The following is a 25,914-nucleotide window of genomic DNA, read 5'->3' as shown; positions in this document are numbered from 1 at the left end:
AGTCGATGCACCTGAACTTCGGTATCGACGTGATCAACCAGATCAAAATCGAAAACCCGCACTTGTGGGATGCCGAGATGAAAGAAGAAGCGACCCAGATGATTCTGCAGGGTACGCAGCTGGAGATTGAATACGCTCGTGACACCATGCCTCGTGGGGTGTTGGGCATGAATGCGGCGATGATGGAAGACTATTTGAAGTTCATTGCCAACCGTCGTTTGACGCAGATTGGGTTGAAGGAAGAGTATCCAGGGACGACTAACCCGTTCCCGTGGATGAGCGAGATTATGGATTTGAAGAAAGAGAAGAACTTCTTCGAGACCCGTGTGATCGAGTACCAGACGGGTGGTGCGTTGAGCTGGGATTGATTCCCAAGCCAAGTAACACCAAAGAGCCCTGACTTGTTCAGGGCTTTTTTATGCCACCTGCACTCGCTCTCGAGCGAACGTGCCGGAATCTCCGCCGCCCCAATACTGGCTCTGGGGTAGTAAACTCATGTCGCCATAAGCGCGTGGCCCCTCGCACACACAAAAAAGAGCGCAGATACTGACCCACCGCGACCAGGCTGCACCCTCAACCTGAACCCCGGCAGGCAAGCGCCAGTCACAACGCTATGAAACCGCCCTACCTGATAAGGACCACCCGTGAACCCAGACATGCTCGAAGCCGGCCCCGCAGACGCCAAAGTACTTTCCGTCTTTGACTTCGACGGCACCCTCACCCACCACGACAGTTTCGTACCCTTCCTCAAGTTTGCCTTTGGCCCCGGTGAGTTTTATGGCCGGATGGTCAAGCTGGCGGTGCCGGGGCTGCGGTTTTTGGTGCGGCAGATCAGCCGGGATGAGTTGAAGGCGCAGTTGATTCGCACCTTTATGACCGGGGTGGAGAAGACGTGGGTGCAGCAGAAGGCCGAGGAGTATTGCCAGCGCAATTGGGCGCGGTTGATGCGCCCGGCGGGTGTGCTGTCGGTGGAGCAGGAGTTGGGCTCAGGGGCGGTGGTGACGCTGTGTTCGGCGTCGCCAGCGTTGGTGTTGCAGCCGTTTGCGGATCGGCTGGGGATCAAGTTGATCGGCACTGAGCTTGAGGTGGTCGACGGCGTGTTGACCGGCAAGCTCACCGGCAATAACTGCCGTTGCGAGAACAAGGTGCTGCGTCTTGAAGCGGTGTATGGAGACCTGGGGGAGTATCGGCTCAGGGCCTGGGGCGATACGCGTGGAGACCGGGAGTTGCTGGCGGCGGCGCAGGATGCGCATTTTCGGCATTTTCATGCGAAGAAGAAAAAGCGGGCTCGGTTGCATCGGTGATGCGGGTGGGTGGGGTTGGCGGGGAGACCGAGGCGATCCCATCGCAGCCTCGCTGGGGCTCGACAGCTCCCAAATTGGGTCTGTGTCGCTCGGTGCAATGGGGGCTTGGCAGGTGAGTCAGGTGGAAGATTTGAGATCAACGCCCAGGGCTGTGGCGAAGGCTTTTACCATCGGGCTTCTCGGCGCGTTGTGGCGCAGGATCAGGTTGAACGCGGTGCTCAAATGAACCTGCTCTGGGCACAGCGTGTGCAGGCGCCCTTCCCTTACCAGTGGCGTGGCGTAGTGTTCTGGCAGAAAGCCCAGGAAGCGGCCGGTGAGGATCAGGATGGCGACGGCTTCCACTTGTGAAGCCGAGGCGGACTGGCTGTCGTGATTGACGAAGTTGGCTTTGTCGCGATGGATCGCATACCGATGGTTCACCACTTCGTATTGGCGAAGAGCGTCGGGGGTGATGTCGCTCGCAGTGAACAGTGGATGTCCTACGGCGCAGTAGGCGTGGGCCTTTTCTTCGTAAAGCGGGAAATAGTCGAATTCTTCACGGCGTTGGTACACCGGGACGATGCCGGCGGCCAGGCGCCCTTCCACTACTGCGCGTTCAACTTCGTCCAATTGCGAGGCATGCAAGCGCAATCTTATTTTTGGCGATTGGCGATGTAAGTTGCTCAGGGCGGTAATCAGCGGAGAATTAATGTCGGAGACGGTGTTATCGATAACGCCCACACTCAGGTCGCCGATGAGTTCATTCTGCGCCGAACTGAGCTTGTCGCGAAAACTGTCCACCGAGGTAAATAACTCGATGGATGCTTGATACACCAACTTGCCTTCTTCAGTCAGCCCGAACCCCTCGCGGCCCCGTGTGCACAGGCGCATGCCGATGCGAATTTCGAGATCGGAGATCTGTTTACTGATGGCCGCCAGGCCCACGTTCAACTCGTTTTGCGCGGCACTGAAGCCACCGGCTTCGACCACGGCCATAAATACCCGCAGCAATTTGAAGTCCAGCCCACTCAGTTGCAGCGGTGCTCGTGTGCCGGGTTTTGGCGGCAGGTTTCCAGAAGTGGAAAGTGGGGTTTCCATAATGCGCGTTGACCTCGAGTGCCATATTCAACAGGCTTGAACCCAATCCTTGAACATAGCCAGGCGGCGATAATGAACATAAACATCCGCCCTTGGCAACCTTGAATACGGCGCGTCAGATGCCGGTTCTACACCGATAAACTTCTGTTGAAACTGCCTCCGACTCTTCTAAAAACAAGCGTGAGGAACACCCATGTCCCAGCCCACCGACCGCCTTTGGGGCGCTCGTTTCAAGACCGGTCCGTCTGCAGCCTTGGCCGCGTTGTCGCGTTGCCCTGAGCGCTATTTTCGCCTGACGCCCTACGACCTGGCCGGCTCCCGCGCCCATGCCCGTGAGTTGCAGCGCGCCGGTTTGCTGGATGAGTCGGAAACCCTGCGCACCCTCGAAGCCCTGGACCATATCGGTGAGGATTTCGCCGCCGGTCGCCTGCAGCCCACCCTGGATGACGAGGACGTGCACACCTTTATCGAACGCGTATTGACCGAGCGCCTCGGTGCCCTGGGCGGCAAGTTGCGCGCCGGACGCTCGCGCAATGACCAGACGGCCAACGACCTGCGCCTGTTCCTGCGTGACCACGCACGCACCATCGCCACTGAGGTGTTGAGTTTGCAGCAGGCGCTGGTTGAGCAGGCCGAGCAGCATGTGGAGAGCATCTGCCCGGGCTTTACCCATTTGCAGCAGGCGCAACCCATTGTGTTCGCCCATCACTTGCTGGCTCACGCGCAGTCGATGCTGCGCGATGTGCAGCGCCTGGTGGATTGGGATGCGCGTACGGCGCTGTCGCCATTGGGCGCGGCCGCCATGGCAGGTTCGGCGATAGCGCGTCAGCCGGAACACTCGGCCAAGGAAATGGGCTACACCGGGCCATGCGAAAACTCCATCGACGCTGTCGCCAGCCGCGACCATGTGGCGGAGTTCCTGTTTGTGGCCGGCATGCTCGGTGTGAATATTTCGCGGCTGTCGGAGGAGCTTTGCCTGTGGTCGTCGCGCCAGTTTCGCTGGGTGCTGCTGGACGATGCCTACGCCACCGGCAGTTCGATCATGCCGCAGAAAAAGAACCCGGACATTGCCGAGTTGGCGCGGGGCAAGGCCGGGCGTTTGATCGGTAACCTGACCGGGCTGATGTCGACGCTCAAGTCGTTGCCGCTGTCATACAACCGCGATTTGAGTGAAGACAAGCACAGTGTGCTGGATAGCGTAGACACCTTGCTGCTGGTGTTGCCGGCGATGGCCGGGATGGTCGCGACCATGAAGGTGCAGGTAGAGGAGCTACGGCGCCAGGCGCCGATGGGCTTTACCTTGGCGACTGAGGTGGCGGATTGGCTGGCGACTCGTGGCGTACCGTTCAAGGAGGCGCACGAGATTACCGGCGCTTTAGTGCAGGCCTGTGAGCAGCATGAGATTGAATTGTGGGAAGCCTCGCCGGCAATGTTGGCCGAGGTGGATGCGCGACTCACACCAGACGTGCGCGACTGCCTGACCCTGGAGGCGGCGATTGCGGCGCGCAGTGGCTGGGGCGGGACGGCGCCGGAGCGGGTGAGGGAGCAGATTGGGCGGTTGAAGATTGCACTGGTCGCTCAGCAGCAATGGGCCGACACCTACACCGGTTTCAGAATTTGAACGCGCTCACTTTGTAGGAGCGAGCTTGCTCGCGAAGAACCCGAAAATAATGCGGGGCGTCAGGTTTCCCGCGTTTGCGTTGACGATTCTCGCGAGCAAGCTCGCTCCAAGTGGACGGTTGTGTACAGCATTTGGAGTAGAGCCATGAACCAAACCCCAGCCGAGCGCTTGGAGATAGAGCGCAAGTTGTCCGAAAACCAGTTCGATATCACCCAGTACGAGCATGTGCCGCGGCGCTATTACGGGCGGATGTTTTTTGCCACGCTGATCGTGATTGTGCTGGCTGCGCTGTTGCGCGCGTTTGCCAATGGTCAGATCGAATGGTCCTACATTGGCCAGTTCCTTACGTCTGAAGCCATCCTCTGGGGCCTGGTGAACACCATCGTCATGTCGATCCTGGCGATGGCATTGGGCGTGGTGATCGGAGTGATCACGGCGATCATGCGCATGTCGGCCAACCCGATCCTGCGTTACGTGGCCATCACCTACACCTGGTTGTTTCGCGGTACACCGCTGATTTTGCAACTGCTGCTGTGGTTCAACCTGGCGTTGATCTTCCCGGTGATCGCGATTCCGGGCCTGTTCAGCATCGACACCGTCGACCTGATGACACCATTCGTGGCCGCCCTGCTCGGCTTGAGCATCAACCAGGGCGCCTATACCGCTGAGGTGGTGCGTGCCGGCTTGCTGTCGGTGGACACAGGCCAATACGAGGCGGCCAAGTCCATCGGCATGCCGAGCCTGCAGGCGCTGCGCAGGATCATTCTGCCGCAGGCGATGCGCGTGATCATCCCGCCCGTAGGCAACGAGTTCATCAGCATGGTGAAAATGACCAGCCTGGCCAGTGTGATCCAGTACTCGGAGCTGCTGCACAACGCGCAAAACATCTACTACGCCAACGCCCGGGTGATGGAGCTGCTGATTGTGGCGGGCATCTGGTACCTGGCGGTGGTGACTGTTCTTTCATTTGGTCAAAGCCGCCTCGAGCGTCGTTTTGCCCGCGGCGCCGGCAAGCGTTCGTAAGTCTGGGTTGAGGAGATTTGCCCCATGAGAAGCATCGTCAAGGCCGTCAACCTGAACAAGTATTACGACCAGTATCACGCCCTGCGTGACATCAATATCGAAGTCGAGCAAGGCGAAGTGATGTGCATCATCGGCCCGTCCGGCTCGGGCAAAAGTACCCTGCTGCGTTGCGTCAACCAGCTGGAAAAAATCGACAAGGGCGGCCTGTGGGTCGATGGCGAATTGGTCGGTTATCGGGTGGTCGGCAACAAGCTGCACGAGATGAACGAAGCGCAGATCGCCCGCCAGCGGCTGGCCACCGGCATGGTGTTCCAGCGATTCAATTTGTTCCCGCACATGACCGTGTTGCAAAACATCATCGAAGGCCCGTGCCAGGTGCTCAAGCGCTCGCCCAAGGAAGCCATCGAAGATGCGCTGGAACTGCTGGCCCGCGTTGGCCTGGCGGACAAGCGCAACGCCTACCCGGTGGAGTTGTCCGGTGGCCAGCAACAGCGTGTGGCAATCGCCCGTGCCTTGGCGATGCGCCCCAAGTTGATGCTGTTTGACGAACCCACATCAGCCCTCGACCCGGAGCTGGTAGGCGAAGTGCTGTCGGTGATGCGCGATTTGGCCACCACCGGCATGACCATGATCGTGGTCACCCATGAATTGGGCTTCGCTCGTGAAGTCTCCAACCGCATGGTGTTTATGGACGCCGGCCAGATTGTGGAAGCCGGCAGCCCGGAAGACATTCTAATAAGCCCACAAAACCCGCGTACCCAAAGCTTTATTTCTGCCGTTCGCACTTAACTAAAAAACTAACGAGAACGCCCCCATGAAAAAAATATTTATCCCTACCTTGCTTGCAGGCCTGATGGCCTCCTCGTGTGTATTCGCAGCCTTGCCGCAAGCCATCAAGGACAAGGGTGAGATCAGCGCGGCCATCGTGCCGAACTACCCGCCGATGGACTTCAAGGACCCGGCCACCAACAAACTCACCGGTTTTGATTTCGACCTGGGCAACGCCCTGGCCGAGCGACTGGGCGTGAAGATCAAATGGCAGGAAACCGGTTTCGAACAAATGCTCAGCGGCCTGACCACCAAGCGCGTCGACATCGTGCTGTCGGGCATGACCGACACCGCCGAGCGCCAGAAGGCCGTGACCTTCATCGACTACTTCACCAGCGGCCCGCAGCTGTACACCCTGGCCAAGCGCGAAGAAATCAAGGAATTGACCGACCTGTGCGGTAAAAAAGTCGGCACCAGCCGCCGCACCACCTGGCCGTCGGAAATTACCGCCTGGAGCAAGGCAAACTGCGAAGCAGCGGGTAAACCGGCAATCGTGGTGATCGGCACCGAAGGCTCGGCAGATGCGCGGGCACAGTTGCAGCAGAACCGCCTGGATGCGGCGATGCAGGGCAGCGAGACCATTCCTTATTTGATGTCGCTGGACAAGGGCAAGTACAAGCCGGTGGGCCTGGCGATTTCCAAGCAATTCACCGGGCTTGGGATTGAGAAGAGCAATACCGAGTTGGTCACGGCGATCAGTGAGGCGTTGCAGGGCATGATTGATGACGGGACCTACGGCAAGATCCTGAAGAAGTGGGATCTGGAACAAGGTGCGGTCGAGAAGATCAGCATAAACGCAGGCCAGTAAACACTGCAAAACCCTGTGGGAGCTGGCTTGCCTGCGATAGCGGTAGATCAGCCAATGACGATGCAAACTGGCCTACCGCTATCGCAGGCAAGCCAGCTCCCACATTGGATCGGTGTTCACATTCAAGTTGTGTTGTCGTGAAGGTATAACAAGGATCCCCACCCCACCGTGGCCACCTACTCCCTGGTAATCCGTCGCTTGATGATCTGCTCGGTGACCATCGTGGTCAGCCGTGCCATGACCAGCCCGTTGCTGGCCCTCTGGCTGAGCACACGCCTGGGCCTCAACCAGCAGGACATCGGCCTGCTGATGGGGGTTGCCGTATTCATCGCCACGCTCCTGGGGTTGTACGGCGGCTACATCATCGACCGGCTGGAAAAGCGCAAGCTGTTGATCCTGGCCATGCTCTCCAGCTCCATAGGTTTTTTGTTGCTGACCTTTGCCAGCAACCTCTACCTCACCACGCTGACCCTTGTTGTGACTGAAGCCGCGTCGGCGCTGTTCCTGATCGGCTCCAAGGCGATTATCAGCGAGAACCTGCCGGTGGGTGAGCGCGCCAAGGTGTTTTCCCTGCGCTACACCTTGACCAATGTCGGCTATGCAACGGGCCCGATGTTGGGCGTGGTGATTGCCGGTCAATTGCCGTGGGCACCGTTTTTGATCGCCAGTGCCATTGCCTTTGGCAGCCTGTTCCTGATGATCGGTATTGCGCCGACTCAACGGGACGAGCGTCATAAACCCCAGAGTTTTCTCAGCACCCTGCGCACCTTGCGCAGCGACCGCACACTGATCCTGTTCACCAGCGGTAGCCTGTTGAGCACCATTGTCCATGGGCGCTACACCCTGTATCTGTCGCAGTTTTTGCTGGTAGCCTACAAACCCGAGCAGGCACTGAAAATTCTGTCTGCGGTGCTCGCCTGCAACGCCATCACCGTGATTGTGATGCAGTACCAAATCGGTCGTTTCCTCAAGCGCGAGCAACTGCGCCATTGGATCGTGCTGGGCACCCTGCTGTTTATTGCCGGGTTGGTCGGCTTCAGCCAGGCGCACAGTCTGCTGACCTGGTGCCTGGCGATGTTCGTGTTCACCCTGGGCGAGATGATCATCTACCCCTCGGAGTTTCTGTTTATCGACACCATCGCGCCGGATGCGCTACGGGGCAGTTATTACGGCGCACAGAACCTGGCCGCGTTTGGCGGGGCCATGAGCCCGGTGATTTGTGGCTATCTGCTGATCAATGCGGCGCCCACCAGCATGTTCTTTGCCTTGGCCGCACTCACGGCCATGGGCGGCACCCTGTGTTTCTTGAGCGGGCGACGCGTGGCAGGTTCTTGCTGATATTTACGCAAGATCCGGCTATTAATAGCCAAACCCCTGACGGACCCGAGCCCCATGAAATTCGACACGGCCTACAGCCTGAGTCTCGACGACAAGGTGTCGATCTACGACGTGCGAGATCTGAATTTCGACGAAACCACCGCCTTCGATTCCGACAAGGACAGCTTCCTGTGCCCCAACGACGCCTGCCGCGCGGCGTTCGATAGCGCCACGTTGAGCACCTTCAACGCCAAGAACGTCAACTACCAGCGCACGCCGCACTTCAAGAACAAACCTGGCACGCGGCATATCGACGGCTGCCGCTATGCCGGCAGCCATAAACCTGCGACGGGTGAAAGTGACGACGAGCGTGAGGAAAGTTTCCCATCGGAATTTGTGCTGACGCGGCGACTGTACGAGCCTAGAACGCCGGTAGTCGGCACCGCTGGAGGCGTCCTGCAGGAGCCGACGAAAGCGCCCGCAAACCGCGCTACCACATCTTCTGGCAGCAATGACTCGATCCCGGACAAAACCAGCGTATTCGCACACCCAGTGGAGTGCTACGTGTCCAACATCGATGACAAGGAAAAGCTCAAGGCCATGCCCTTGAAGATAGGTGAGCACACGGCGACCTACTGGGCATTCTTCAAGAAGATCGAATACCTGCAAGACAACAAGGGTTTGATTTACTGGGGCAAGATCAAGACCATCAAAGACTACACCAGCAGCTTTCGCATCGACTTCGAAAAGAAGGTGTGGCTCGACAAGAAGCCCTATTCGGTAAATGTCTACCTGAGCAAAAAGCTTATCGAAAACTACCGCAAGCGCACGGCATTCCTGGAACAGATCAAGGCGGCGGCCAGCAGCGAACGGCCGCTGTATTGCTTTTTCTATGGGGTCACGCCGCAGCTTGTGCAGGTGCCCAGCCAGAAAAAACCCGAGCAGACGTTCGGGGTATTCAGCGCCAGGATCGAGAACCTGGATCACCTGATTATTCGCGAGGCGCCGGGGCTGGAATCATGAGGGGTTGCACCGCCAGTAGATGAGCGGTAGAAACAACTGTACAAAAACACAGTATAGTTGCACCTCCCCTGTCGAACCTGGAGAAACCCCATGTCCTCTCTGGCAATGAGTTCTTTCGTAGAACAACAGATCGTCCTGCATCAATTCACCACCAAACACTGCGCGCAGGCGCGCGTCATGCTGGGCTGGAGCCGCGAAGAGCTGGCTCGCCAGGCTGGCGTGACGGTGCAAGCCATTGAGCAATTGGAAGGCCACGGCGACGTGGACGATGAAACCCGTTTGATCCTGGCATTCCGCCTGGAAGCCGAAGGGCTGGTGTTTTTCCCGGGATTCGCGCCGGGGTGGGGGATGAGTGCACGCCGGTTTGATACCGTCGCAGCGCAACCTTCTGCGCAAGGCCTCATTTCCCGGTTGATGGGTTCAACCACCGCAACCATCGACTCACAAACGCCTCAACCCAATGGTGCGTAGAGTCCAGGCGTTTCTCCGGGCGCCTCAATGGTTTCAAATGTACCCGTGGCGGTCGATTGAACCCTGGCACAACCTCTGCGAGGCAACTGTCTGCAGAGGCTGATTCAAACTCAAGCTTCAGTAGTCTCAACCACGTCATCTGTACTGGCAGGTGTCGGTGTGAAGGGAGCACCTGGGAGAAAAGCCGGTTTTTGAATGGCCTTTGAGGCTTGTTCATAACCATAGGCGACTGACAGCAAGGTGGCTTCACTGTTCGCGGAGCCAGACACGTAAAGTGCCGTGGGCATGCCTTCCTCATCCATGCCTGACGGAACGGATATGCCTGGGTACCCGGCCGCAGCACTGAAAAAGTAATTGTGGGATTGGAAGTTCGACACCATGGCGTCGAGCTTGTGCTCCTTCATGGGGTCATCAATGACTTTCTGAAATATAGGAAGGATGGCTTCCCACAGCGCATCGCGTTTTTCCTGGGTGGTCTCCAGCTCATTGATCATTTCCAGCAGTTTCTGGTCAGGCTCACCAGGTTTCTGGGTGCGGTTGATAAACGCAATCAGCTCAGAGAGTGATTTGACCGGCAGACCTTCTCGCCCAGCCAGGTAGTCTTCAAGCTGTTGCTTGACCTCCGAGAACAGCGCATCGTTATAAACCTCATAGGCTTGATCGGGGACGCCAGCATCCAACCGCTCCATCGGCACCAGAATCGCCCCCTGGGCCGTCATCACTTCGAGCGCCGCCGCATAGTGCTTGCGGTCTGCCCGCTTGGCTGGGTCCTTGGCCTCCTCTACGGACAGCTCGGGTAAAGGGGTGTAGCCAATTCGCTTGCCCTTCAAGGCATCAGAGCGCAGACCCTGGGTGTAGGCAGTGGTCTCGGTCATCGCGTTAAGCGCTTCTGCTGCATCACAGATATTGCGGGTGAAAGTCCCCACCGCATCCATGCGGGTACTGGTCATGACGCCTTCAGTACTGACCAGGCCCGTCGTTGTTTTCAGGCCAAACACACCGTTGTAGGCGGCGGGGCTGATGATCGATCCGTTGGTTTCCAACCCCAGTGCCACAGGCACATGCCCTTGGGCGACCGCCACTGCCGAACCTGAGCTCGACCCCGCCACCGGCCCTCCGAGTCGATGAGGGTTCAGCGTCTGGCCACCTCGGGAGCTCCAGCCATCGGCAGGTGAAAGTGAGCGAAAGTTGGAGAGCTCACTCATGTTGGTTTTCCCCACAATCACCACTCCGTGCTTCAACAAATTGTCGACAACCTTGGCGGTTTTAGTAGCCGGTGCGCCCACCAAGGCCTTCGAACCTGCACTGGTCTGCATGCGGTCGTTGGTTTCAAAGACATCCTTCAGCGCTATCGGCACGCCATGCAAGTGCCCGCGTACGCGGCCATTGGCACGTTCCTGGTCGCGGGCCTTCGCCTCCCTGATGGCATCCGGGTTGGTTTCCAAAAACGCATTGCCGCCCTGTAGCCCACGATCAATATTGGCAATCTGCTTGAGCGAGTCCCTCAACAGTGACTCTGAGGTAACGCCGCCTCCTTGGCCCATCTCCACTGACATCTGGCAGGCACTCTTGAAACCTTGCACAGGGTTTGAAAGCTCCTGAAGCAGGCCTGTCGCCCATCCACTTACCGAAACTGGTCCGATCATGAAGTTCCCCTCTGTTTAACTGGATGTGAGAGTTATCGGTCGATAACACCGCACCAGTCTAAGAGGCGACACCCCATCACTGTTTCGGGCGAATCCTGCTGCTGCGTCCTACTCTTCCCAGCCCGACGTAGGCTTCAATAACGTCTATGGGCGTAGCTGGCGGTAAGCGCGTACCAGTGCCGCCAAACGATCACCTGCCCAGCGTGCACCGTAAAACCAGATTCTGGAGCCACCCTCCAGGGTTTCACACACCGTGGGGTATCCGCTTCTGGAGGCGTTATGAAAGGCGGCTTCGGGATCCTCCGACACCAAGGCATCCAGGCGAAGGCCCGCCACCAGCTCATCGATTTCACGACAGGCCTGCTGACTGTCGCCGCTACGCTGCATGTCCACCGCTACCCATTGGACACCGGCCTTGCGCAGAGTGTCGAAGACTCGATGCAAGGCCTCACTGTGTTCGACCCGCTCAACGTGATTGCCCTGCACATAGCGCTCGACATAGCCGATCCGATACCCCGTCAACGCCCGCGTGGCGGTGAACGTGGTGTTATTCAACACGAGCGGTACCTCCACCATCACCGGTTCGGTAGGGTCCTCACCGCTGAGGGCGACAAGTGATAGCGCGGGGTCACGCACCGGCCGTATATGGGGCGCCAGGGCGTTATACCCAGGAACGAGCATGGCGCCCGCAGCCTGTTCGGTGCCGAAGACAATAGAAGTGGGTGCTGCATGGGGTGGTGAAGCCGGCACGTCGGCGGCGTTCATTGGCGGGGGTAGCGGCTGGGCTGTGGCACAAGGTACCCCCATCTTCCAAAGCTTCTTACAGTGGCTGTCCATCGAAACATCCTCCCGGAAATAAAATTCCCGCGGGATCATCGCACTCTCATTTGACCTTTGTCGCAGAGCAGAAATTCGCTGAAAAACTCTTTTCCAAGCGGGCTTTCGGCTCAGCCTGCCGCGTGCTCGTTGACCGGTTGAGGCTCCACTTCCAGCCACCAGGCATGCCCGCGTTCGGGCTGGTTCAGGCGGAACGCCTGGCCCATTGCCGGGGTGGTGATCGAGATATTGCGCTCCCAGGCCAGGGCCATGATGCGGTCGAACGGTTCGTGCCAGGCGTGGAAGGCCAGATCGAAGGTGCCGTTGTGAATCGGCAGCAGCCAGCGCCCTTTCAGATCGATATGCGCCTGCAACGTTTGCTCCGGCTGCATGTGCACATGGGGCCAATCGACGTTGTAAGCGCCGGTTTCCATCAGGGTCAGGTCAAACGGCCCGTACTGCTCGCCGATGCGTTTGAAACCGTCGAAATAGCCGGTGTCGCCGCTGAAAAAGATACGTCGCGTAGCGTCGATCATTACCCATGAGCACCACAGGGTTTGATTGCCATCAAACAGGCCGCGCCCGGAAAAGTGTTGCGCCGGCGTGCAGACAAAACGAACGCCATCGACTTCGATGCCCTGCCACCACTCCAACTGGCGCACTTTGCTGGCGTCTACGCCCCATTTGACCAGCGTGTCACCCACGCCCAGGGGCGCCAGGAAGTAGCGGGTCTTTTCGGCCAATTGGACCACCGCTTTGCGGTCGAGATGGTCGTAATGATTGTGGGAAAGGATCACCGCTTCCAGCGCTGGTAGCTCATCAAGACTGATGGGCGGCTGATGAAAACGCTTGGGGCCGGCCCAACTGAATGGCGAGGCGCGTTCGGCAAACACCGGGTCGGTGACCCAGAATTTACCGCGCATTTTCAGCAGCACGGTCGAATGGCCCAGGCGATACACGCTGTGATCAGGTGCGGCCAGTAACTGCTCGCGGGTCAGTGGCTGCACCGGAATCTGCCCCACCGGCCGGGTCGTGCGCGGTTTGTTGAACAGCATGTTCCAGAAAATACGCAGGGTCTTGCCCAAGCTACCGTGTTGCACGGGGGCGTCGTTGCTGAAATGCCCCAGGCCCTGTTCGGCAGGCTTGGGCGCCGAGGGCGCAGGGTCGAGACGGGTTGAAATAGTGGCCATGACGAAGTGACTCCTGCGGTCCGCTCAAGTATTACACTGCACAGTGTAGTTTCTAGATTGCAACAAAATCCGGAGCAAGTAAACTGCCCGGTGTAATTTCATTGTTGAGTCGAATGCCTTCCATGACTGCCCCCAAACGCCTCACCGAGCGTAAACGCGAAGCCATCGTGGCTGCGGCGATTGCCGAATTTCGCGAGAACGGCTTCGAGGTCACCAGCATGGACAAAATCGCCGCCACTGCTGGCGTTTCCAAGCGCACGGTGTACAACCATTTCCCCAGCAAGGAAGAACTGTTCGCCGAAATTCTCCACCAACTGTGGGCCAGCAGCGTTGCCCAGCTGGACGTGATCTATACCAGCGACCGCCCGCTGCGCGACCAGCTGCGCACGTTGCTGGAAGCGAAAATGCAGATGATGTCGGACGCCAACTTCCTCGACCTGGCACGCGTGGCCATTGCTGCCACCATTCATTCACCGGAACGCGCTCAAGACATGGTCAACCGCCTCAGCGCACGAGAAGAAGGCTTTACCCAATGGGTGCGCGCCGCCCAGGAAGACGGCCGCCTCACCTGCACCGACCCGGCGTTCGCCGCCCACCAGATCCAAAGCCTGCTCAAGGCGTTTGCATTCTGGCCGCAGATTACCCTCGGCCAACCCACCCTCGACCCTGCCGCCCAGGCTGGTGTCATCGAATCGGCCATCGACCTGTTCCTGGCCGGCTACGAAGTCAGCACTCCACCCTCACACTAAGACGAGTTATTGCACAGCGTTTTGGCGTATTCCACCCGTTGCGTGGTCGCCCATCCGACCTGAGTTGTCTGATGACACCTCGTCTGAAACGTCATGCGCCGGCCTGCCGCAATAGCATAATGCCGCCATTGGTCGGCTGGTCAAAATAGTCCTGCCTGACGGGCGAACTTCCAGGTCGGTTGATCACTCTGACACCGTTGTTCTACCCCCTCTGCCAGCATCAGGAAGCTGGCAATGAGCAAGTCAACCGTAAGGCCAGGGGCCCTACGGGGTCAGGCGCAAATACATGGACCCCGCATACGCTTGCATGCCCGAGCCCTCCACCATGCTATTCAACGCTCACAAGAAAACCATCAATACCCTGCAACACAGCCTTGCCCAACAGACCAGCCTGCTGGACGCCATCGAGCGCTCCATGGCCGTGATCGAATTCGACCTGCAAGGCACCGTGCTGCGCGCCAATGACAACTTCATCAAGACCATGGGCTACCGCGCCGAACAGATCCTGGGCCAGCCCCATCGGATGTTCTGTACCCCGGCGTTCGCCCGCAGCACGGACTACAACCTGCTGTGGACGCACCTGCGCAACGGCCAATTCCAGTCGGGCACCTATGAACGAGTAGGCGCCAACGGCGCCTCGGTGTGGCTGGAAGCCAGCTATAACCCGGTACGGGATGAAACGGGGAATGTGATCAAAGTGGTGAAATACGCCATGGACGTCACCCCGCGCCTGCAAGCCGAAAGCGAAGCCAACGCCAAGCTCGAAGCCATCGACCGCGCCATGGCGATGATCGAGTTCAACCTCGACGGCACCATCATCACCGCCAACGGCAATTTCCTGCAGCGCATGGGCTACAGCCTGACGCAGATCCAGGGCAAGCAGCACCGCCTGTTTTGCACGCCCGAGCTGGCCAACAGTGCGGCCTACAGCGAGTTCTGGAAGCGCTTGAACCAGGGCGAGCTGTTCAATGGCCAGTTCGAGCGGGTGGACAAACACGGTCAGGTCGTGTGGCTGGAAGCCAACTACAACCCGGTGTACGACGCCAGCGGGCGCCTGTGCAAAGTGGTGAAGTTCGCCTCGGACGTCACCGCCCGCGTGCTACAGCATGCCGCTGACGCACAGAGCGCCGCCCAGGCTTATCACCTGTCGTTGAATACCCAGGAGATGGCGGAAAAAGGCGCCGAGGTGATTCAGAAGACTGCCAGCGGCATGCGCGAAATTGCCGTTGATATCGACACCTCTTCGCAACTGATCGCCAAGCTGGGCGAACGCTCGCAACAGATCACCGCCATCGTCAATACCATTCGCGGCATTGCCGACCAGACCAACCTGCTGGCCCTCAACGCCGCCATCGAAGCCGCCCGCGCCGGCGAGCAGGGCCGTGGCTTCGCCGTGGTGGCCGATGAAGTGCGGCAACTGGCGGCGCGCACCAGCGGCTCCACCGCCGAAATCTCCGGCATGATCGCCATGATCCAGGACGAAACCCGCCAAGCCATCGACAGCATGGACGCCACACGCGACCGCGCCGCCCAAGGTGTGGAACTGGCCAACCAGGCCGGCACGGTGATCCTGCAGATTCGCGAGGGCACCGGCGAGGCAGTACAAGCGGTAAGTGCGTTTGCCAATGAGCGGGGCAATCGCTGAGCCATTGGCGCTGGCTGTCTGGAGGTTAACTTCGCAGCCAGCGCACATGCCGCCCCAGCTCATCAAACAGCGTCACCACCGAGCGTAACGCCCGGCAATCAGGCCGCGTCAACAACCACAGCGCCGTATCGTGCCCTGCCAGCGCAGGGCCCAGCGGTTGCAGGCCATCGCCCATCAGAAAATCCGGCAGCGCCGCCACGCCCAACCCCGCGCGCACTAATTCGGTCACCGACTGCATGCTGTTGCACCGATAACGGGGGCGCACACCCGGCAAATGCTCACGGCGCCAGATGACGGTGGGGTGATCGGGTAAAAAATCGTCCGGCGCGATCCAGGCCAGGTCGGCCCACTCATGGTCTGGGTGCAGGCGCGCATAGTCGGCACTGGCACACACCTGATAGGTCACCGCCCCCAGGCAACGTCCGACAAGATGCGCTGGCGGCGTCTTGGTCAGGCGCAGGGCGATATCCGCATCGCGGCGGCTGAGGTTGGCGAAGTCATTGGAGGTGCTCAGTTCCAGGGTCAACGCCGGGTAGGCCGGCATGAACTGCGCGAGGGCCGGCAGCAGCAAGCCTTGCAACACCGAGTCGGTGCAGGTCAGGCGCACGGTACCGCTGATCACTTCACCGCCCTGCTCCACGCCAATGCGCGCGGCCTCCAGCGCCTGCTCGGCACGCTCGGCCTGTTGTGCCAGGTTGCTCGCCAGGCTGGTGGGCAGATAACCGGCGCGGCTTTTTTCAAACAAGGTCTGGCCCAGCGCCGCCTCCAGCCGCCGCACCGCACGGAACACCGTGGACACATCGACCCGCAGCAGCGCCGCTGCCCGCGCCAGGGTACCGCCGCGCACCAAGGCCAGGATCAACGACAGGTCGGCGTAGTCGATTTGATAGTGCATGGCTGCATTGAACATGTGGGCAAACGCCAATATTGATTGCGTGAGCGCCAATCTATAGTGGGTATCAACCCACCACAAGTCATGGGACGTACATGATGCCAACCCCCGCGCTGCACCTTGCCCTGATCGGTGACTACAACCCTGATGTGACCGCCCACCAGGCGATTCCCATTGCCCTGCAACAGGCCGCCGACGCTCTGGGCCTGAACGTCCAAGTGCAATGGCTCGACACCGACACCCTCGCCTCCACCTCTGCCCTGCACGACTTTGACGGCTTCTGGTGCGTGCCCGGCAGCCCCTATCGCGATGCCGACGGCGCCCTGCGGGCGATACGTTTTGCCCGTGAACAAGGCCGTCCTTTCCTCGGCACTTGCGGCGGCTTTCAACATACCGTGCTGGAATATGCCCGCAACGTGCTTGGCTGGGCCGATGCCCAGCACGGCGAATTAATGCCGGATGCTGAGCGCACCGTCATCACGCCGCTGGATTGCTCCCTGGTGGAAGTGAGCGACACCGTGCGCCTGGCCCCGTACACGCGCATTGCCCACGCCTATGGCCGCCAGGATATCCACGAGGGTTACCGCTGCCGCTACGGCATCAACCCCACCTTCGCCGACGCCCTGCTGGACGCCAACCTGATCCCCACCGGCCACGATTCGGCGGGCGACCTGCGCGCGGTGGAACTGCTCGACCACCCGTTCTTCGTCGCCACCCTGTTCCAGCCCGAACGCGCCGCACTCAAGGGCATCACGCCGCCGCTGGCGATTGCGCTGCTCAAGGCCTGCCAGGAGGTACCGGCATGATCGCCAAGACACCCGCCCCACCCTATTACGCGGTGATTTTCAGCTCGCTGCGCACCGACGCTGACTTAGGTTATGGCGAGGCCGCCACACGCATGCTGGAACTGGCCAGGCAACAACCGGGGTTTCTTGGGGTGGAATCGGCGCGGGAGGATGGGCTGGGGATCACCGTGTCCTACTGGGCCAGTGAGGCGGCGATCCTGGCCTGGAAACAGCAGGCCGAGCATCGGCAGGTGCGTGAGCAAGGGCGGGCCACCTGGTATGCGGCGTTTCACACAAGGGTATGCAAGGTAGAGCGGGCCTACGCCTTCCCCCGTTGAAACACTGAACCCCTGTGGGAGCGGGCTTGCTCGCGAATGCGGTGTGTCAGCCAATAATCCAGAGACTGACACACCGCATTCGCGAGCAAGCCCGCTCCCACATTTGGATCTTCACACGCCAGAAAAGGGTGCGGGTCTAGCTCACCAAACTGCGCAACGCGCTGATCTGCGGGATCTCTACCCGGCGCATATACACGCGTAGCGGCTCGGTGATGTTGATGCGGTCATCGATATTCTGGTCGAGCAACAACTGCAGGCGCGCTCGGCACAGGGTCATGGTGTGGTCGGCGGCCGGCAACCAGACGAACTCGGCCGTGGGGATGATGCCGTCATCAGCCACGTCCATGCCGAATGAGTCTTCGCTGAAACGTACGATGTACTGGCCGGTCTTGCGGTTGAGGCCGACAAATCCCTGGAGTTGGTCGGCGGCTTGGCAGATAAGCTCGGAAGTGATGCGCATGGTAAACCTCACTGAAAAGTCCCACATGGACTGGAAAGATGGTTTACACGCGTGGCGGAAATTACCGCCCTCTGACGGGGCAGCTACCCGTAAGAATACTGCAACACCCTGCAAAAAAGTCGACAAAATTGGCCGGTGCGCACGTTAATGTCGGTTTGGTGATAGCGCCGTTCGCAATCAATTGTTAAAAAGGACACCTTCTCAAAGTTACCTCCACGAAAGGACTTCGCATATGCCTGTCACGTTTTCCAAAAGCGCCTTGCTGCTGGCGTTGATGCTCGGCCTTGGCCAGGCACAGGCTGCCGAGCCGGTCAGCCCGGCTGAATTGGCGACAAACGAAGGCATACCCTACCCTGCCGTGATCGCTCACCGTGGTGCTTCCTACGATGCGCCTGAATCCACCGCCGCTGCCTACAAGGTTGCACGCGACCTGGGCGCCGACTACTTGGAACTGGACCTGCAACGCAGCAAGGACGGCGTGCTGTTCGCCCTGCACGACAACAACCTGCAGCGCACCACCGACGTGGCCTCCAAGTTCCCGGAGCGCAAAGACGCGCCGGCCAACGAGTTCACGTGGAAAGAACTGCAAACTCTCGACGCCGGCAGCTGGTTCAACGCCGCCTACCCGGACCGTGCGCGCCCTGGTTTCGTCGGCCTGAAGATTCAGAGCCTGGACGACATCATCAAGATCGCCGAAGGCAACCCCTCGCACAAACCCGGCCTGTACATCGAGACCAAGGAGCCCAAGCAATTCCCGGGCATCGAAGCCGACCTGAAAAACAAGCTGCTGGACAAAGGCTGGCTGAGCTCCGCCGGCTCCAAGCTGGGCAAGAGCAACACCGGCGTCGGCCAAGGCCGTGGCCGCGTGGTGCTGCAAACCTTCGAGGTAGCCAGCCTGCAAGAGCTGCAGAAAGAAATGCCCAACACCCCGAAAATCCTGCTGTTGTGGGTGGGTGAAGGCAGTATCGAGCCCAAATCCAAAGTGACCTTTGCCGAGTCAGGCGAAACCACCAAGGCCGCCTACTATGCCAAGCAAGAGCCGAAAGACCCCGCCGAGTTCGAAAAGTGGGTCGACCAGGCCAAAAGCCTCGGCGCCATCGGCACCGGCCCGTCGGCAGAGCTGACCGACCACGGTGACCAGAGCTACACCGACCTGGTGAAGCCGGAAATGAACAAGCTGACCCACGACAAGGGCCTGCTGGTGCATGTGTATACGGTGGATGAGCCGGTGGACTTCGAGAAGGTAATGAAGGCCGGCGTCGATGGCATCTTCACCAACCGCGCCGCCGAACTGTTGAAGTTCTACAAGCGCTGGCCGTCGTCCAGCGTGCAAGACCTGCTCAACGACCATAAATACTAAAAGCGCTAGTGTCAGTGAGCCATTAAGGATGAGTTAAGTTGCGCCGGTTAATCTGGCGCCACTTAAACAGCTCAACCTAAGAAGGACACACACGATGAAAACCTTGACTGCCCTGTTCGCTGCTACTGCCCTGACTTTGACTGCCGGCCTGGCCCAGGCTGATGTTCGTCCGGACCAGATTCCTAGCCTGCTCAAGTCCGGTGAAGTGATGGCGTTCGAAAAGCTCAACGCCGCTGCCGTCGCTAAACATGCCGGCGCGACCATCAACGATACCGAGCTGGATCACGAAGCGGGCAAGCTGGTCTACGAAGTGGACCTGACCGACACCACCGGCAAGAAATGGGATGTGAAGCTCGACGCCAAAACCGGTGCGGTGCTGGAAGACAAGCAAGACACCTGAGTTGAACCTTGAAAAACGCGCCACCTTCGGGTGGCGCGTTTTTTATGCCTCCTCAAATCGTCACATAATCGTCATCGCGCCTTGCAATGATTCGCGCAGGGAGCCTGTGAAATGTCCTACAGGCCCTTTCTCTGCGAGTCGCCATGAACCACAGCATCGACCACGGCCATCAGGACTCCGATCTGTTTGGCCTGCTTTACGGTTTTCGTTTTCGCCCCGGCGAGAAAGGCCAGCAAATTGATTCCGCCACCGCCCTCGCCGCCTTGCAGCAACCGCCAGATCCGGAAGAATTCCTGTGGCTGCACCTGAACCTGGCGCACGCCGCCTGCGAGCGTTGGATGCAGGCGCATTTGTCACTGCCAGAAGAGTTTTTTGAAGCCTTGCATGAGGGCTCACGCTCCACGCGCATCGAGCATGTGGACTCGGCCTTGTTGGCCGTGGTCAACGATGTGGTGTTCAACTTCAGCAGCATGGTGTCGTCGGATATTTCCACGCTGTGGGTATGCGCGCGCAGCCGCTTGCTGGTGAGCGCACGCCTGCAGCCGTTGCACTCGGTGGATAAATTGCGCTCGTCGGTGAAGGCCGGCGAACACTTTCGCTCCCCCTTGGAGCTGTTGGTGCACCTGCTGCGCGACCAGGGCGAAGTGCTGACGCAGATCGTGCGTAAAACCAGTATCAGCGTCGACCATATCGAAGATCAGTTGTTGTCTTCGCGCCTGTCCACCAACCGTGCCGAACTGGGTGCCGCCCGCCGCGTGCTGGTGCGCCTGCAACGCCTGCTGGCGCTGGAACCGGGTTCGCTGCTGCGCCTGCTCAATCGCCCGCCCCAATGGCTGCAAAAGGAAGACGTGAAGGAGTTGCGCAAATCCACCGAGGAGTTTGCGCTGATCATCAACGACCTGACCGCCCTGGGCGAACGCATCAAGCTGCTACAGGAAGAGATCGCCGCCAACCTCAATGAGCAGAGCAACCGCACACTCTTTACCCTCACGGTGGTGACGGTGCTGGCGCTGCCGATCAACATCATTGCCGGCTTTTTTGGCATGAATGTGGGTGGGGTGCCGCTGTCTCAAGACCCGGAAGGCTTCTGGATATTGGTGGCGCTGGTCGCCACCTTTACCGTGATTGCCGGGCGGTGGGCCTTTCGCAAATTCTCAAATTGAAGTGAGATCCAAAGGTGGGAGCTGGCTTGCCTGCGATTGCGGTGTATCAGCCAAGCCAGCTCCCACAGGAGTTTGCGTTTATTCCGTGATGGAAGCGTCCAGCCATCGCCCTCACGATGCTGGCGCGGCCTTGATCGCCGGGCGGTGGGCATTCCGCAAATTCTTAAGCTGACCCACCGCTATCGCAGGCAAGCCCCAGGTTTTTTGTAGGAGCGAGCTTGCTCGCGAAAAACTCGCAGGCGCCGCGTTCATTCAGCAAGCACGCGTTATCGTTGACGTTTTTCGCGAGCAAGCTCGCTCCTACAGTAGGCGATGACCGCTTAACTGACTGGTATTGAGGTAAGCCAGCTCCCACAGAAGTTTGCGTTCATTCAGTGATTAAAGAGTCCGGCCATGGCTTTGAGGCGCTTTTTGTACAGCCGCCGCGCCTCCAGAGCCTCCTCCAGGCTCACCGCCACAAACCCCGCCCGCTGGTTGGGCTGCATCTGCCCGATCAAGTCCAGGTCGGCGCTGATCACCGTGCCGATCATCGCGTAGCCACCGCCTGACACCGCATCGCGATGCAGCACAATCGGTTCCAGCCCCGCCGGTACTTGAATCGAGCCAATCGGGTAGCAACTGTCCACGATGTTGGAAGGATCGGAGCCGGCACCGAACGGCTGTTCCCGTGGCTGGAAACTCAACGCGCTGCCGCCCTTGAAGCGATAGCCAATGCGATCGGCCTCGGAGCCGACCGTCCACGGCTCGGTGAAAAAGCTGCTTTTGGCCTCCAAGCTCAAGCGTTCGTAATACAACCCCGGCACCACCCGCAACGTCACATCGCCGCCGACCGAACGCCGCAACGCCATCGGCAAGCTGTTGCCCGCACGCCCCCTACCGCTGGCGGTACCGATCGGCAATTGATCGCCCTCCTGCAAGCGCCGGCCATTGAACCCGCCGAGGGCGCCGAGGGTGTAGGTGGAGCGGCTACCGAGCACCAACGGCACATCGATTCCGCCGGCGACAGCGAGGTAGGTGCGGGCGCCGGCCTTGGGAAACTCGAACCGCAGCACCTGCCCGGCGCGTACGGCAAAGGCGGTGTCCTGGTGCACCACTTCACCGTCCAGGCGCGGCGACATCAAGGCGCCGCTCAAGGCCACCAGCGCGTCCTGCTGGAACTCCAGCTGCGGCCCGATCAACGTGCATTCCAGGCCCGCCGCGCCCACGGGATTGCCCACCAGGTGGTTGGCCGCACTCAACGCGTATTGGTCCAGCGCCCCCGACGGTGGGATGCCCAAGTGGTAATAGCCTTCGCGACCCAGGTCCTGCACGGAGGTGGCGAGGCCAGGTTTAAGGACCTTGATCATGCCAGCGCCTCCTGCAGGGTTTTCGGATAGCCGATGGGGTCGGCGAGAAAGGCATCCAGGGAAAATTCCACCGGGCGAATGCGCAAGTCGAAACGCCCGGCGTCCACCTCGGCGACCGCCCGGTCATAAGCCTCGCGGTCCATCGGCTTGAACTGCACGATATCGCCAGGGCGGAAGAACACCATGTGCTCCTTGAGGTACGCCAACTGCTGCGCCGGGTCGTAGATCGGCGCCGGGGTAACGCCGAACATCTGATAACCGCCCGCGCCACGCACTGAGTAGATACAGCCAAAGCAGCCGCCATGGCCCAGGGTCAATTTCGGCGTGTCGGTGCGTGGCCGCAGGTACTTGGGTACCTGCAATTGCCGCTCGCGTTCGACCATCTGGAACATGAACGGCAAGCCCGCGACAAAGCCGACCATCGACACAAACCACGGCGCCCCACTGTGGGCGGCGATGAACGCGTCCACGTCGGCCAGGCCATTGATGCGTGCCGCGTATTCCAGGTCTGTGCCGCTGGGGTCTTGGTGGCGGTCACGAAAACGCATCAGGGTTTCGTGGGTCCAGGGGTCGTTATAGAGCACCGGGATTTCGATGATGCGCGTGCGCAAGGTGCGCTCGGTCACCGCCTGGGCTTCGGCGCTTTGCACAGCGTCGAGCAACGTGTGGGGGGTAATGCGGTCAGGGTCGAAGCGAATCTGGAACGATGCGTTGGCCAGGCAGACATCCAGTACGCCTTCCAGCGCCAGGCGCTCCACGGCGCGGGTCACCGCCATGCCCTTGAAAAAAGCCTCCAGGGACATGCTGTCGCTGACCTCGGCAAACAGGTGTTCATCACCGCCGAAGCTGTAGCGGATGGGGGACGTTTCAGCCATGTCTGTTCCTCTTGGAATCATTGTAGAAAGGCAGGCAAAAAAGTAAGGGTTGGATCTTATTGGGGTGTTCTGACGTCGATACCCGCCTGGTCCAAGGCTTCACGGGTGGCCTCCACCAGCTCCAGGGCACCGGGCGTGTCACTGTGCAGGCAGATGGAATCGAATTCGATCGCCAGGTCTTCGCCTTCGACGGTACGTACCAGGCCGGTTTGGCAGGCACGCAAGACCCGCGCTGCGACCGTGGCTGGGTCGAGCGCCCGCACCTGGCGGGTAAACACGATGGAGCCACTCAGGTCGTACTCACGGTCGGCATAGAACTCGCGCACCACCGGCTGCCCCAGTTCCTTGGCAATGCGCCAGATCACCGAGTTGGGCATGCAGTACAGCAACAGCGTGGGCTCGATGATTTGCAGGTTTTGCACCAACAGTCGGGCGGCCTCTTCATCGCGGGCCAGGTGCATATAGAGCGCGCCGTGGGGCTTGATGTGTTGCAGGGTCACGCCTTGGGCGCGGGCCATTTCGCGCAGGGCACCGAGCTGATAGAGCATGTCGTCCACCAGTTCCTGGGCCGGTGCGTTGATATGCCGGCGACCGAAACCCACCAGGTCACGAAAGCCTGGGTGCGCGCCGATGGCCACACCCAGTTGCTTGGCGCGCTCGACGGTGCGGCGCATGGTGCCAGGGTCGCCGGCGTGAAAGCCGGTGGCGATATTGGCCGAGCTGATAGAGGCCATCAGTTCTGCGTCGACGCCGTCGCCGATGGTCCAGGGGCCAAAGCCTTCGCCCATGTCTGAATTGAAATCCACTGCCTGCATCGAGGTCGCTCCGCCAAAGGTGATGCCCGCAAAGTAGGCCGGGGCTTGACCCCTTGGGAAGATCTATTATCAGATGGCCCATCTTCTGAAAATCAGATATCGCTCATGTCCCTCACCTTGCGCCAGATTCGCTACTTCGTCGCCACTGCCGAGATCGGCCAGATATCCCAGGCGGCGATTCACTTGAATATTTCCCAATCGGCGGTGACCACGGCGATCAAGGAGCTGGAAGCCATGCTCGGCGTGCAGTTGTTCGTGCGCTCGGCCCAGGGCATGAACCTCACCGACGCCGGCCGGCATTTTCTCAACCGTGCCTATGTGATTGTGCGCAGCGTGGAGGACGCCCTCAACAGCCCGTTGCCGGACTACCGCGCCAGCGGCGTGCTGCGGGTGGCGGCCAGTTACACCGTGCTGGGTTATTTCCTGCCGCACCATTTACAGCGCATGGAGCATTGGCATCCGGACGTAACCATCGAGGTGTTCGAACAGGAGCGCCAGGCCATCGAACAGGGCCTGCTCGACGGCCAGTTCGACATGGCCGTGGTGCTGACCGCCAACCTTACCCACGCGGATATCGTCTCGGAAATTCTGTTCAACTCCGAGCGCCGCTTGTGGCTGCCCAGCCATCACCCGTTGTGCGAACGCGGTGCCGTGAGCCTGGCCGACGTGGCACAAGAACCCTACATCCTGCTCACCGTCGATGAAGCCGAACACAGCGCCATGCGCTACTGGGAACAGGCCGGGCAAACCCCCAAGGTACGGCTGCGCACCAGCTCGGTGGAGGCGGTGCGCAGCATGGTCGCCAACGGCAGCGGCGTGGCGATCCTGTCAGACCTGGTGCACCGGCCCTGGTCCCTGGAAGGCAAACGCATCGAAACCCTGACCGTGACCGACCCGGTCACGCCCATGAGCGTCGGCCTGGCCTGGCACCGCGAACGCGCCTTTACCCCGGCGATGCAAGCGTTCCGGGATTATTTCCACGACGCGTTCCTGGCGCCCCAGCAGTTGTCGGCACGCCGCTAAAGATGGGCTTGCAGGGTGGCGGCCAACCAGTCCATGAACACCCGCACCCGCAAGGGCAAATGCCGCTGGCCGGCATACAACAGCGACACATCCAGGGGCGGTGCCTGGTAATCGGGCAGCACCGCCACCAACTCACCGCTGGCCAACAAGTCGCGTATCCCAAGCTGGGGCACCTGGGTGATGCCAAACCCGCCCAGGCATGCCGAGTGATAGGCATCTGTGCTGTTGACCGTCACCCGGCCGGCCATCGGTAACCGCTGCACCTTGTTACCCACCAAGTACTCAAAGCCTGCCGAGCGTGCGCCCAGTGGCCGCACGTAATGCACCAGTTGGTGATTGGCCAGGTCCGCCAAGGTCTCGGGCACACCATAACGTTGTAGATACGCCGCGCTCGCGCAGTTGACCATCGGCATGCTGCACATCCGTCGCGCTACCACGGGTTGATCGGGCTGGGCGCCGACACGCACCACGCAGTCGAAGCCTTCGGCGATCAGGTCTACCTGACGGTCCGAACAGCTGATTTCCATGTCGATCAGCGGGTGGCGCGCCATGAAGGCGGGCAAGTTCGGCAAGATCACGCTGCGTGCCATGACGTTGGGCATGTCCACCCGAATGCGCCCGGCCAGTTGGGTCTCATCCTGGCGAAACAGGCCCTCGAGCTCTTCCATATGCGCCAGCAGGTCCTTGCTGCGTTCATACAACACACGGCCATCCTGGGTCGCCTGCACCTTGCGCGTGGTGCGTTGCAACAGTCGCGCACCGAGCAGCTCTTCCAGGGCCTGCACATGCTCGGACACGGTGGAGCGCGGCAGGCCGAGGCTTTCACCGGCCTGGGTGAAACTCGACAATTCGGTCACCCGTACGAAGGTGCGCAGCAGCTCTAGCTTGTTCATGGATTGTTCGCCTTATCCGGCCAGTGATTCCGCAATAGCACTGTTT

General features: G+C 60.1%; 27 protein-coding genes. 17 read left to right on the top strand and 10 right to left on the bottom strand.

Annotated features, from left to right (window positions below; all coding sequences use genetic code 11):
* The coding region (locus BUE92_RS08635; RefSeq protein WP_073523115.1) for a ribonucleotide-diphosphate reductase subunit beta at nucleotides 1-368 on the top strand (368 nt) is incomplete at its 5' end.
* A gap of 288 nt (nucleotides 369-656) precedes the next feature.
* Entirely contained in the window at nucleotides 657-1,304 is a 648-nt protein-coding gene (locus tag BUE92_RS08630) for an HAD-IB family hydrolase (RefSeq protein ID WP_073523094.1), read from the top strand.
* Nucleotides 1,305-1,421: 117 nt separating this feature from the next.
* Here the strand turns inward: BUE92_RS08630 and BUE92_RS08625 are convergent, their stop codons facing one another.
* Nucleotides 1,422-2,381, bottom strand: coding sequence for a LysR family transcriptional regulator (locus BUE92_RS08625; protein WP_073523091.1), 960 nt, complete (start codon nucleotides 2,379-2,381; stop codon nucleotides 1,422-1,424).
* Between the two features lie 193 nt (nucleotides 2,382-2,574).
* On the opposite strand from BUE92_RS08625, the gene argH reads away from it, so the two are divergent.
* The 7 genes from argH to BUE92_RS08590 all read left to right on the top strand — a co-directional run bounded on the left by argH (nucleotide 2,575) and on the right by BUE92_RS08590 (nucleotide 9,472).
* Nucleotides 2,575-4,002, top strand: a complete 1,428-nt coding sequence (gene argH, locus BUE92_RS08620) for an argininosuccinate lyase (RefSeq protein ID WP_073523089.1) — start codon at nucleotides 2,575-2,577, stop codon at nucleotides 4,000-4,002.
* 144 nt (nucleotides 4,003-4,146) lie between these two features.
* Nucleotides 4,147-5,025 carry an amino acid ABC transporter permease gene (locus BUE92_RS08615; RefSeq protein ID WP_025859372.1) on the top strand — a complete coding sequence of 293 codons (879 nt, stop codon included), beginning with the start codon at nucleotides 4,147-4,149 and terminating at the stop codon, nucleotides 5,023-5,025.
* 24 nt (nucleotides 5,026-5,049) lie between these two features.
* A complete protein-coding gene (locus tag BUE92_RS08610; RefSeq protein WP_003193648.1) occupies nucleotides 5,050-5,814 on the top strand; it encodes an amino acid ABC transporter ATP-binding protein in 765 nt (254 codons plus the stop codon).
* A gap of 25 nt (nucleotides 5,815-5,839) precedes the next feature.
* The gene (locus tag BUE92_RS08605) at nucleotides 5,840-6,661 is read left to right on the top strand and encodes an ABC transporter substrate-binding protein (RefSeq protein ID WP_057975149.1); all 822 of its coding nucleotides are present in this window, start codon (nucleotides 5,840-5,842) and stop codon (nucleotides 6,659-6,661) included.
* A 168-nt stretch (nucleotides 6,662-6,829) separates the two neighbouring features.
* Nucleotides 6,830-7,999, top strand: coding sequence for an MFS transporter (locus BUE92_RS08600; protein ID WP_073523086.1), 1,170 nt, complete (start codon nucleotides 6,830-6,832; stop codon nucleotides 7,997-7,999).
* Between the two features lie 54 nt (nucleotides 8,000-8,053).
* Nucleotides 8,054-9,001: a hypothetical protein gene (locus BUE92_RS08595; protein WP_073523084.1), complete on the top strand. Its 948-nt coding sequence runs from the start codon at nucleotides 8,054-8,056 to the stop codon at nucleotides 8,999-9,001.
* Between the two features lie 90 nt (nucleotides 9,002-9,091).
* Entirely contained in the window at nucleotides 9,092-9,472 is a 381-nt protein-coding gene (locus BUE92_RS08590) for a helix-turn-helix transcriptional regulator (RefSeq protein WP_073523082.1), read from the top strand.
* 110 nt (nucleotides 9,473-9,582) lie between these two features.
* Here the strand turns inward: BUE92_RS08590 and BUE92_RS08585 are convergent, their stop codons facing one another.
* From BUE92_RS08585 to BUE92_RS08575, 3 genes are all read right to left on the bottom strand, one after another.
* Nucleotides 9,583-11,118, bottom strand: coding sequence for an amidase family protein (locus BUE92_RS08585; RefSeq protein WP_256673942.1), 1,536 nt, complete (start codon nucleotides 11,116-11,118; stop codon nucleotides 9,583-9,585).
* A gap of 144 nt (nucleotides 11,119-11,262) precedes the next feature.
* Nucleotides 11,263-11,799 carry a hypothetical protein gene (locus BUE92_RS08580; RefSeq protein WP_256673941.1) on the bottom strand — a complete coding sequence of 179 codons (537 nt, stop codon included), beginning with the start codon at nucleotides 11,797-11,799 and terminating at the stop codon, nucleotides 11,263-11,265.
* A 266-nt stretch (nucleotides 11,800-12,065) separates the two neighbouring features.
* Nucleotides 12,066-13,124, bottom strand: a complete 1,059-nt coding sequence (locus BUE92_RS08575; protein ID WP_073523080.1) for an MBL fold metallo-hydrolase — start codon at nucleotides 13,122-13,124, stop codon at nucleotides 12,066-12,068.
* Between the two features lie 122 nt (nucleotides 13,125-13,246).
* Here BUE92_RS08575 and BUE92_RS08570 point away from each other — a divergent pair, with 122 nt between their 5' ends.
* Nucleotides 13,247-13,873, top strand: a complete 627-nt coding sequence (locus BUE92_RS08570) for a TetR/AcrR family transcriptional regulator (protein WP_072448476.1) — start codon at nucleotides 13,247-13,249, stop codon at nucleotides 13,871-13,873.
* A 325-nt stretch (nucleotides 13,874-14,198) separates the two neighbouring features.
* On the top strand, nucleotides 14,199-15,518 hold the full coding sequence (locus BUE92_RS08565) for a methyl-accepting chemotaxis protein (protein WP_073523110.1): 1,320 nt from the start codon (nucleotides 14,199-14,201) through the stop codon (nucleotides 15,516-15,518).
* A 25-nt stretch (nucleotides 15,519-15,543) separates the two neighbouring features.
* Here the strand turns inward: BUE92_RS08565 and BUE92_RS08560 are convergent, their stop codons facing one another.
* Nucleotides 15,544-16,428 carry a LysR family transcriptional regulator gene (locus tag BUE92_RS08560; protein ID WP_073523078.1) on the bottom strand — a complete coding sequence of 295 codons (885 nt, stop codon included), beginning with the start codon at nucleotides 16,426-16,428 and terminating at the stop codon, nucleotides 15,544-15,546.
* A gap of 80 nt (nucleotides 16,429-16,508) precedes the next feature.
* Here BUE92_RS08560 and BUE92_RS08555 point away from each other — a divergent pair, with 80 nt between their 5' ends.
* Both BUE92_RS08555 and BUE92_RS08550 read left to right on the top strand, forming a co-directional pair.
* Nucleotides 16,509-17,216 (top strand): CTP synthase C-terminal region-related (seleno)protein, encoded by a 708-nt coding sequence (locus BUE92_RS08555; RefSeq protein WP_073523109.1) that lies wholly within the window; start codon nucleotides 16,509-16,511, stop codon nucleotides 17,214-17,216.
* A complete protein-coding gene (locus tag BUE92_RS08550; RefSeq protein ID WP_073523076.1) occupies nucleotides 17,213-17,533 on the top strand; it encodes an antibiotic biosynthesis monooxygenase family protein in 321 nt (106 codons plus the stop codon). Before BUE92_RS08555 ends, BUE92_RS08550 begins: the two co-directional genes overlap by 4 nt.
* 136 nt (nucleotides 17,534-17,669) lie before the next feature.
* Here BUE92_RS08550 and BUE92_RS08545 read toward each other — a convergent pair whose 3' ends face one another.
* Nucleotides 17,670-17,993 carry a DUF2025 family protein gene (locus tag BUE92_RS08545; RefSeq protein WP_032895610.1) on the bottom strand — a complete coding sequence of 108 codons (324 nt, stop codon included), beginning with the start codon at nucleotides 17,991-17,993 and terminating at the stop codon, nucleotides 17,670-17,672.
* 232 nt (nucleotides 17,994-18,225) lie between these two features.
* Here BUE92_RS08545 and BUE92_RS08540 point away from each other — a divergent pair, with 232 nt between their 5' ends.
* From BUE92_RS08540 to BUE92_RS08530, 3 genes are all read left to right on the top strand, one after another.
* Nucleotides 18,226-19,353 carry a glycerophosphodiester phosphodiesterase family protein gene (locus tag BUE92_RS08540; RefSeq protein WP_073523075.1) on the top strand — a complete coding sequence of 376 codons (1,128 nt, stop codon included), beginning with the start codon at nucleotides 18,226-18,228 and terminating at the stop codon, nucleotides 19,351-19,353.
* Nucleotides 19,354-19,447: 94 nt separating this feature from the next.
* A complete protein-coding gene (locus BUE92_RS08535) occupies nucleotides 19,448-19,753 on the top strand; it encodes a PepSY domain-containing protein (protein ID WP_073523074.1) in 306 nt (101 codons plus the stop codon).
* Nucleotides 19,754-19,896: 143 nt separating this feature from the next.
* Nucleotides 19,897-20,916, top strand: a complete 1,020-nt coding sequence (locus BUE92_RS08530; protein ID WP_073523073.1) for a transporter — start codon at nucleotides 19,897-19,899, stop codon at nucleotides 20,914-20,916.
* 371 nt (nucleotides 20,917-21,287) lie between these two features.
* Here BUE92_RS08530 and BUE92_RS08520 read toward each other — a convergent pair whose 3' ends face one another.
* The 3 genes from BUE92_RS08520 to BUE92_RS08510 are packed head-to-tail and all read right to left on the bottom strand — an operon-like array spanning nucleotide 21,288 to nucleotide 23,952.
* Nucleotides 21,288-22,262: a biotin-dependent carboxyltransferase family protein gene (locus BUE92_RS08520; RefSeq protein ID WP_073523071.1), complete on the bottom strand. Its 975-nt coding sequence runs from the start codon at nucleotides 22,260-22,262 to the stop codon at nucleotides 21,288-21,290.
* Nucleotides 22,259-23,137: a 5-oxoprolinase subunit B family protein gene (locus BUE92_RS08515; protein ID WP_073523069.1), complete on the bottom strand. Its 879-nt coding sequence runs from the start codon at nucleotides 23,135-23,137 to the stop codon at nucleotides 22,259-22,261. Before BUE92_RS08515 ends, BUE92_RS08520 begins: the two co-directional genes overlap by 4 nt.
* Nucleotides 23,138-23,193: 56 nt before the next feature.
* Entirely contained in the window at nucleotides 23,194-23,952 is a 759-nt protein-coding gene (locus tag BUE92_RS08510; protein ID WP_073523067.1) for a 5-oxoprolinase subunit PxpA, read from the bottom strand.
* A 105-nt stretch (nucleotides 23,953-24,057) separates the two neighbouring features.
* Between BUE92_RS08510 and BUE92_RS08505 the strand changes: the two genes are divergently transcribed.
* Complete coding sequence (locus tag BUE92_RS08505) at nucleotides 24,058-24,975, top strand: LysR family transcriptional regulator (RefSeq protein WP_073523066.1); 918 nt, start codon at nucleotides 24,058-24,060, stop codon at nucleotides 24,973-24,975.
* Here the strand turns inward: BUE92_RS08505 and BUE92_RS08500 are convergent.
* Nucleotides 24,972-25,868 carry a LysR family transcriptional regulator gene (locus BUE92_RS08500; RefSeq protein WP_073523065.1) on the bottom strand — a complete coding sequence of 299 codons (897 nt, stop codon included), beginning with the start codon at nucleotides 25,866-25,868 and terminating at the stop codon, nucleotides 24,972-24,974. The genes BUE92_RS08505 and BUE92_RS08500 overlap by 4 nt on opposite strands.
* Nucleotides 25,869-25,914: the final 46 nt, after the last annotated feature.

It is taken from the genome of Pseudomonas fluorescens (assembly GCF_001902145.1).
GTDB lineage: Bacteria > Pseudomonadota > Gammaproteobacteria > Pseudomonadales > Pseudomonadaceae > Aquipseudomonas > Aquipseudomonas fluorescens_BV.
Note: the sequence above shows the minus strand (reverse complement) of the source record. Positions and strands in the feature narration are given on the sequence as shown.

Coding starts and splice junctions, on each gene's coding strand:
- BUE92_RS08595 (WP_073523084.1), top strand. CDS start 8,054: ATGAAATTCGACACGGCCTACAGCCTGAGTCTCGACGACAAGGTGTCG.
- BUE92_RS08565 (WP_073523110.1), top strand. CDS start 14,199: ATGCTATTCAACGCTCACAAGAAAACCATCAATACCCTGCAACACAGC.
- BUE92_RS08535 (WP_073523074.1), top strand. CDS start 19,448: ATGAAAACCTTGACTGCCCTGTTCGCTGCTACTGCCCTGACTTTGACT.
- BUE92_RS08625 (WP_073523091.1), bottom strand. CDS start 2,381: ATGGAAACCCCACTTTCCACTTCTGGAAACCTGCCGCCAAAACCCGGC.
- BUE92_RS08550 (WP_073523076.1), top strand. CDS start 17,213: ATGATCGCCAAGACACCCGCCCCACCCTATTACGCGGTGATTTTCAGC.
- BUE92_RS08570 (WP_072448476.1), top strand. CDS start 13,247: ATGACTGCCCCCAAACGCCTCACCGAGCGTAAACGCGAAGCCATCGTG.
- BUE92_RS08510 (WP_073523067.1), bottom strand. CDS start 23,952: ATGCAGGCAGTGGATTTCAATTCAGACATGGGCGAAGGCTTTGGCCCC.
- BUE92_RS08500 (WP_073523065.1), bottom strand. CDS start 25,868: ATGAACAAGCTAGAGCTGCTGCGCACCTTCGTACGGGTGACCGAATTG.
- BUE92_RS08515 (WP_073523069.1), bottom strand. CDS start 23,137: ATGGCTGAAACGTCCCCCATCCGCTACAGCTTCGGCGGTGATGAACAC.
- argH (WP_073523089.1), top strand. CDS start 2,575: ATGTCCCAGCCCACCGACCGCCTTTGGGGCGCTCGTTTCAAGACCGGT.
- BUE92_RS08615 (WP_025859372.1), top strand. CDS start 4,147: ATGAACCAAACCCCAGCCGAGCGCTTGGAGATAGAGCGCAAGTTGTCC.
- BUE92_RS08505 (WP_073523066.1), top strand. CDS start 24,058: ATGTCCCTCACCTTGCGCCAGATTCGCTACTTCGTCGCCACTGCCGAG.
- BUE92_RS08575 (WP_073523080.1), bottom strand. CDS start 13,124: ATGGCCACTATTTCAACCCGTCTCGACCCTGCGCCCTCGGCGCCCAAG.
- BUE92_RS08545 (WP_032895610.1), bottom strand. CDS start 17,993: ATGCGCATCACTTCCGAGCTTATCTGCCAAGCCGCCGACCAACTCCAG.
- BUE92_RS08630 (WP_073523094.1), top strand. CDS start 657: ATGCTCGAAGCCGGCCCCGCAGACGCCAAAGTACTTTCCGTCTTTGAC.
- BUE92_RS08590 (WP_073523082.1), top strand. CDS start 9,092: ATGTCCTCTCTGGCAATGAGTTCTTTCGTAGAACAACAGATCGTCCTG.
- BUE92_RS08605 (WP_057975149.1), top strand. CDS start 5,840: ATGAAAAAAATATTTATCCCTACCTTGCTTGCAGGCCTGATGGCCTCC.
- BUE92_RS08585 (WP_256673942.1), bottom strand. CDS start 11,118: ATGATCGGACCAGTTTCGGTAAGTGGATGGGCGACAGGCCTGCTTCAG.
- BUE92_RS08520 (WP_073523071.1), bottom strand. CDS start 22,262: ATGATCAAGGTCCTTAAACCTGGCCTCGCCACCTCCGTGCAGGACCTG.
- BUE92_RS08560 (WP_073523078.1), bottom strand. CDS start 16,428: ATGTTCAATGCAGCCATGCACTATCAAATCGACTACGCCGACCTGTCG.
- BUE92_RS08610 (WP_003193648.1), top strand. CDS start 5,050: ATGAGAAGCATCGTCAAGGCCGTCAACCTGAACAAGTATTACGACCAG.
- BUE92_RS08580 (WP_256673941.1), bottom strand. CDS start 11,799: ATGCTCGTTCCTGGGTATAACGCCCTGGCGCCCCATATACGGCCGGTG.
- BUE92_RS08530 (WP_073523073.1), top strand. CDS start 19,897: ATGAACCACAGCATCGACCACGGCCATCAGGACTCCGATCTGTTTGGC.
- BUE92_RS08540 (WP_073523075.1), top strand. CDS start 18,226: ATGCCTGTCACGTTTTCCAAAAGCGCCTTGCTGCTGGCGTTGATGCTC.
- BUE92_RS08555 (WP_073523109.1), top strand. CDS start 16,509: ATGCCAACCCCCGCGCTGCACCTTGCCCTGATCGGTGACTACAACCCT.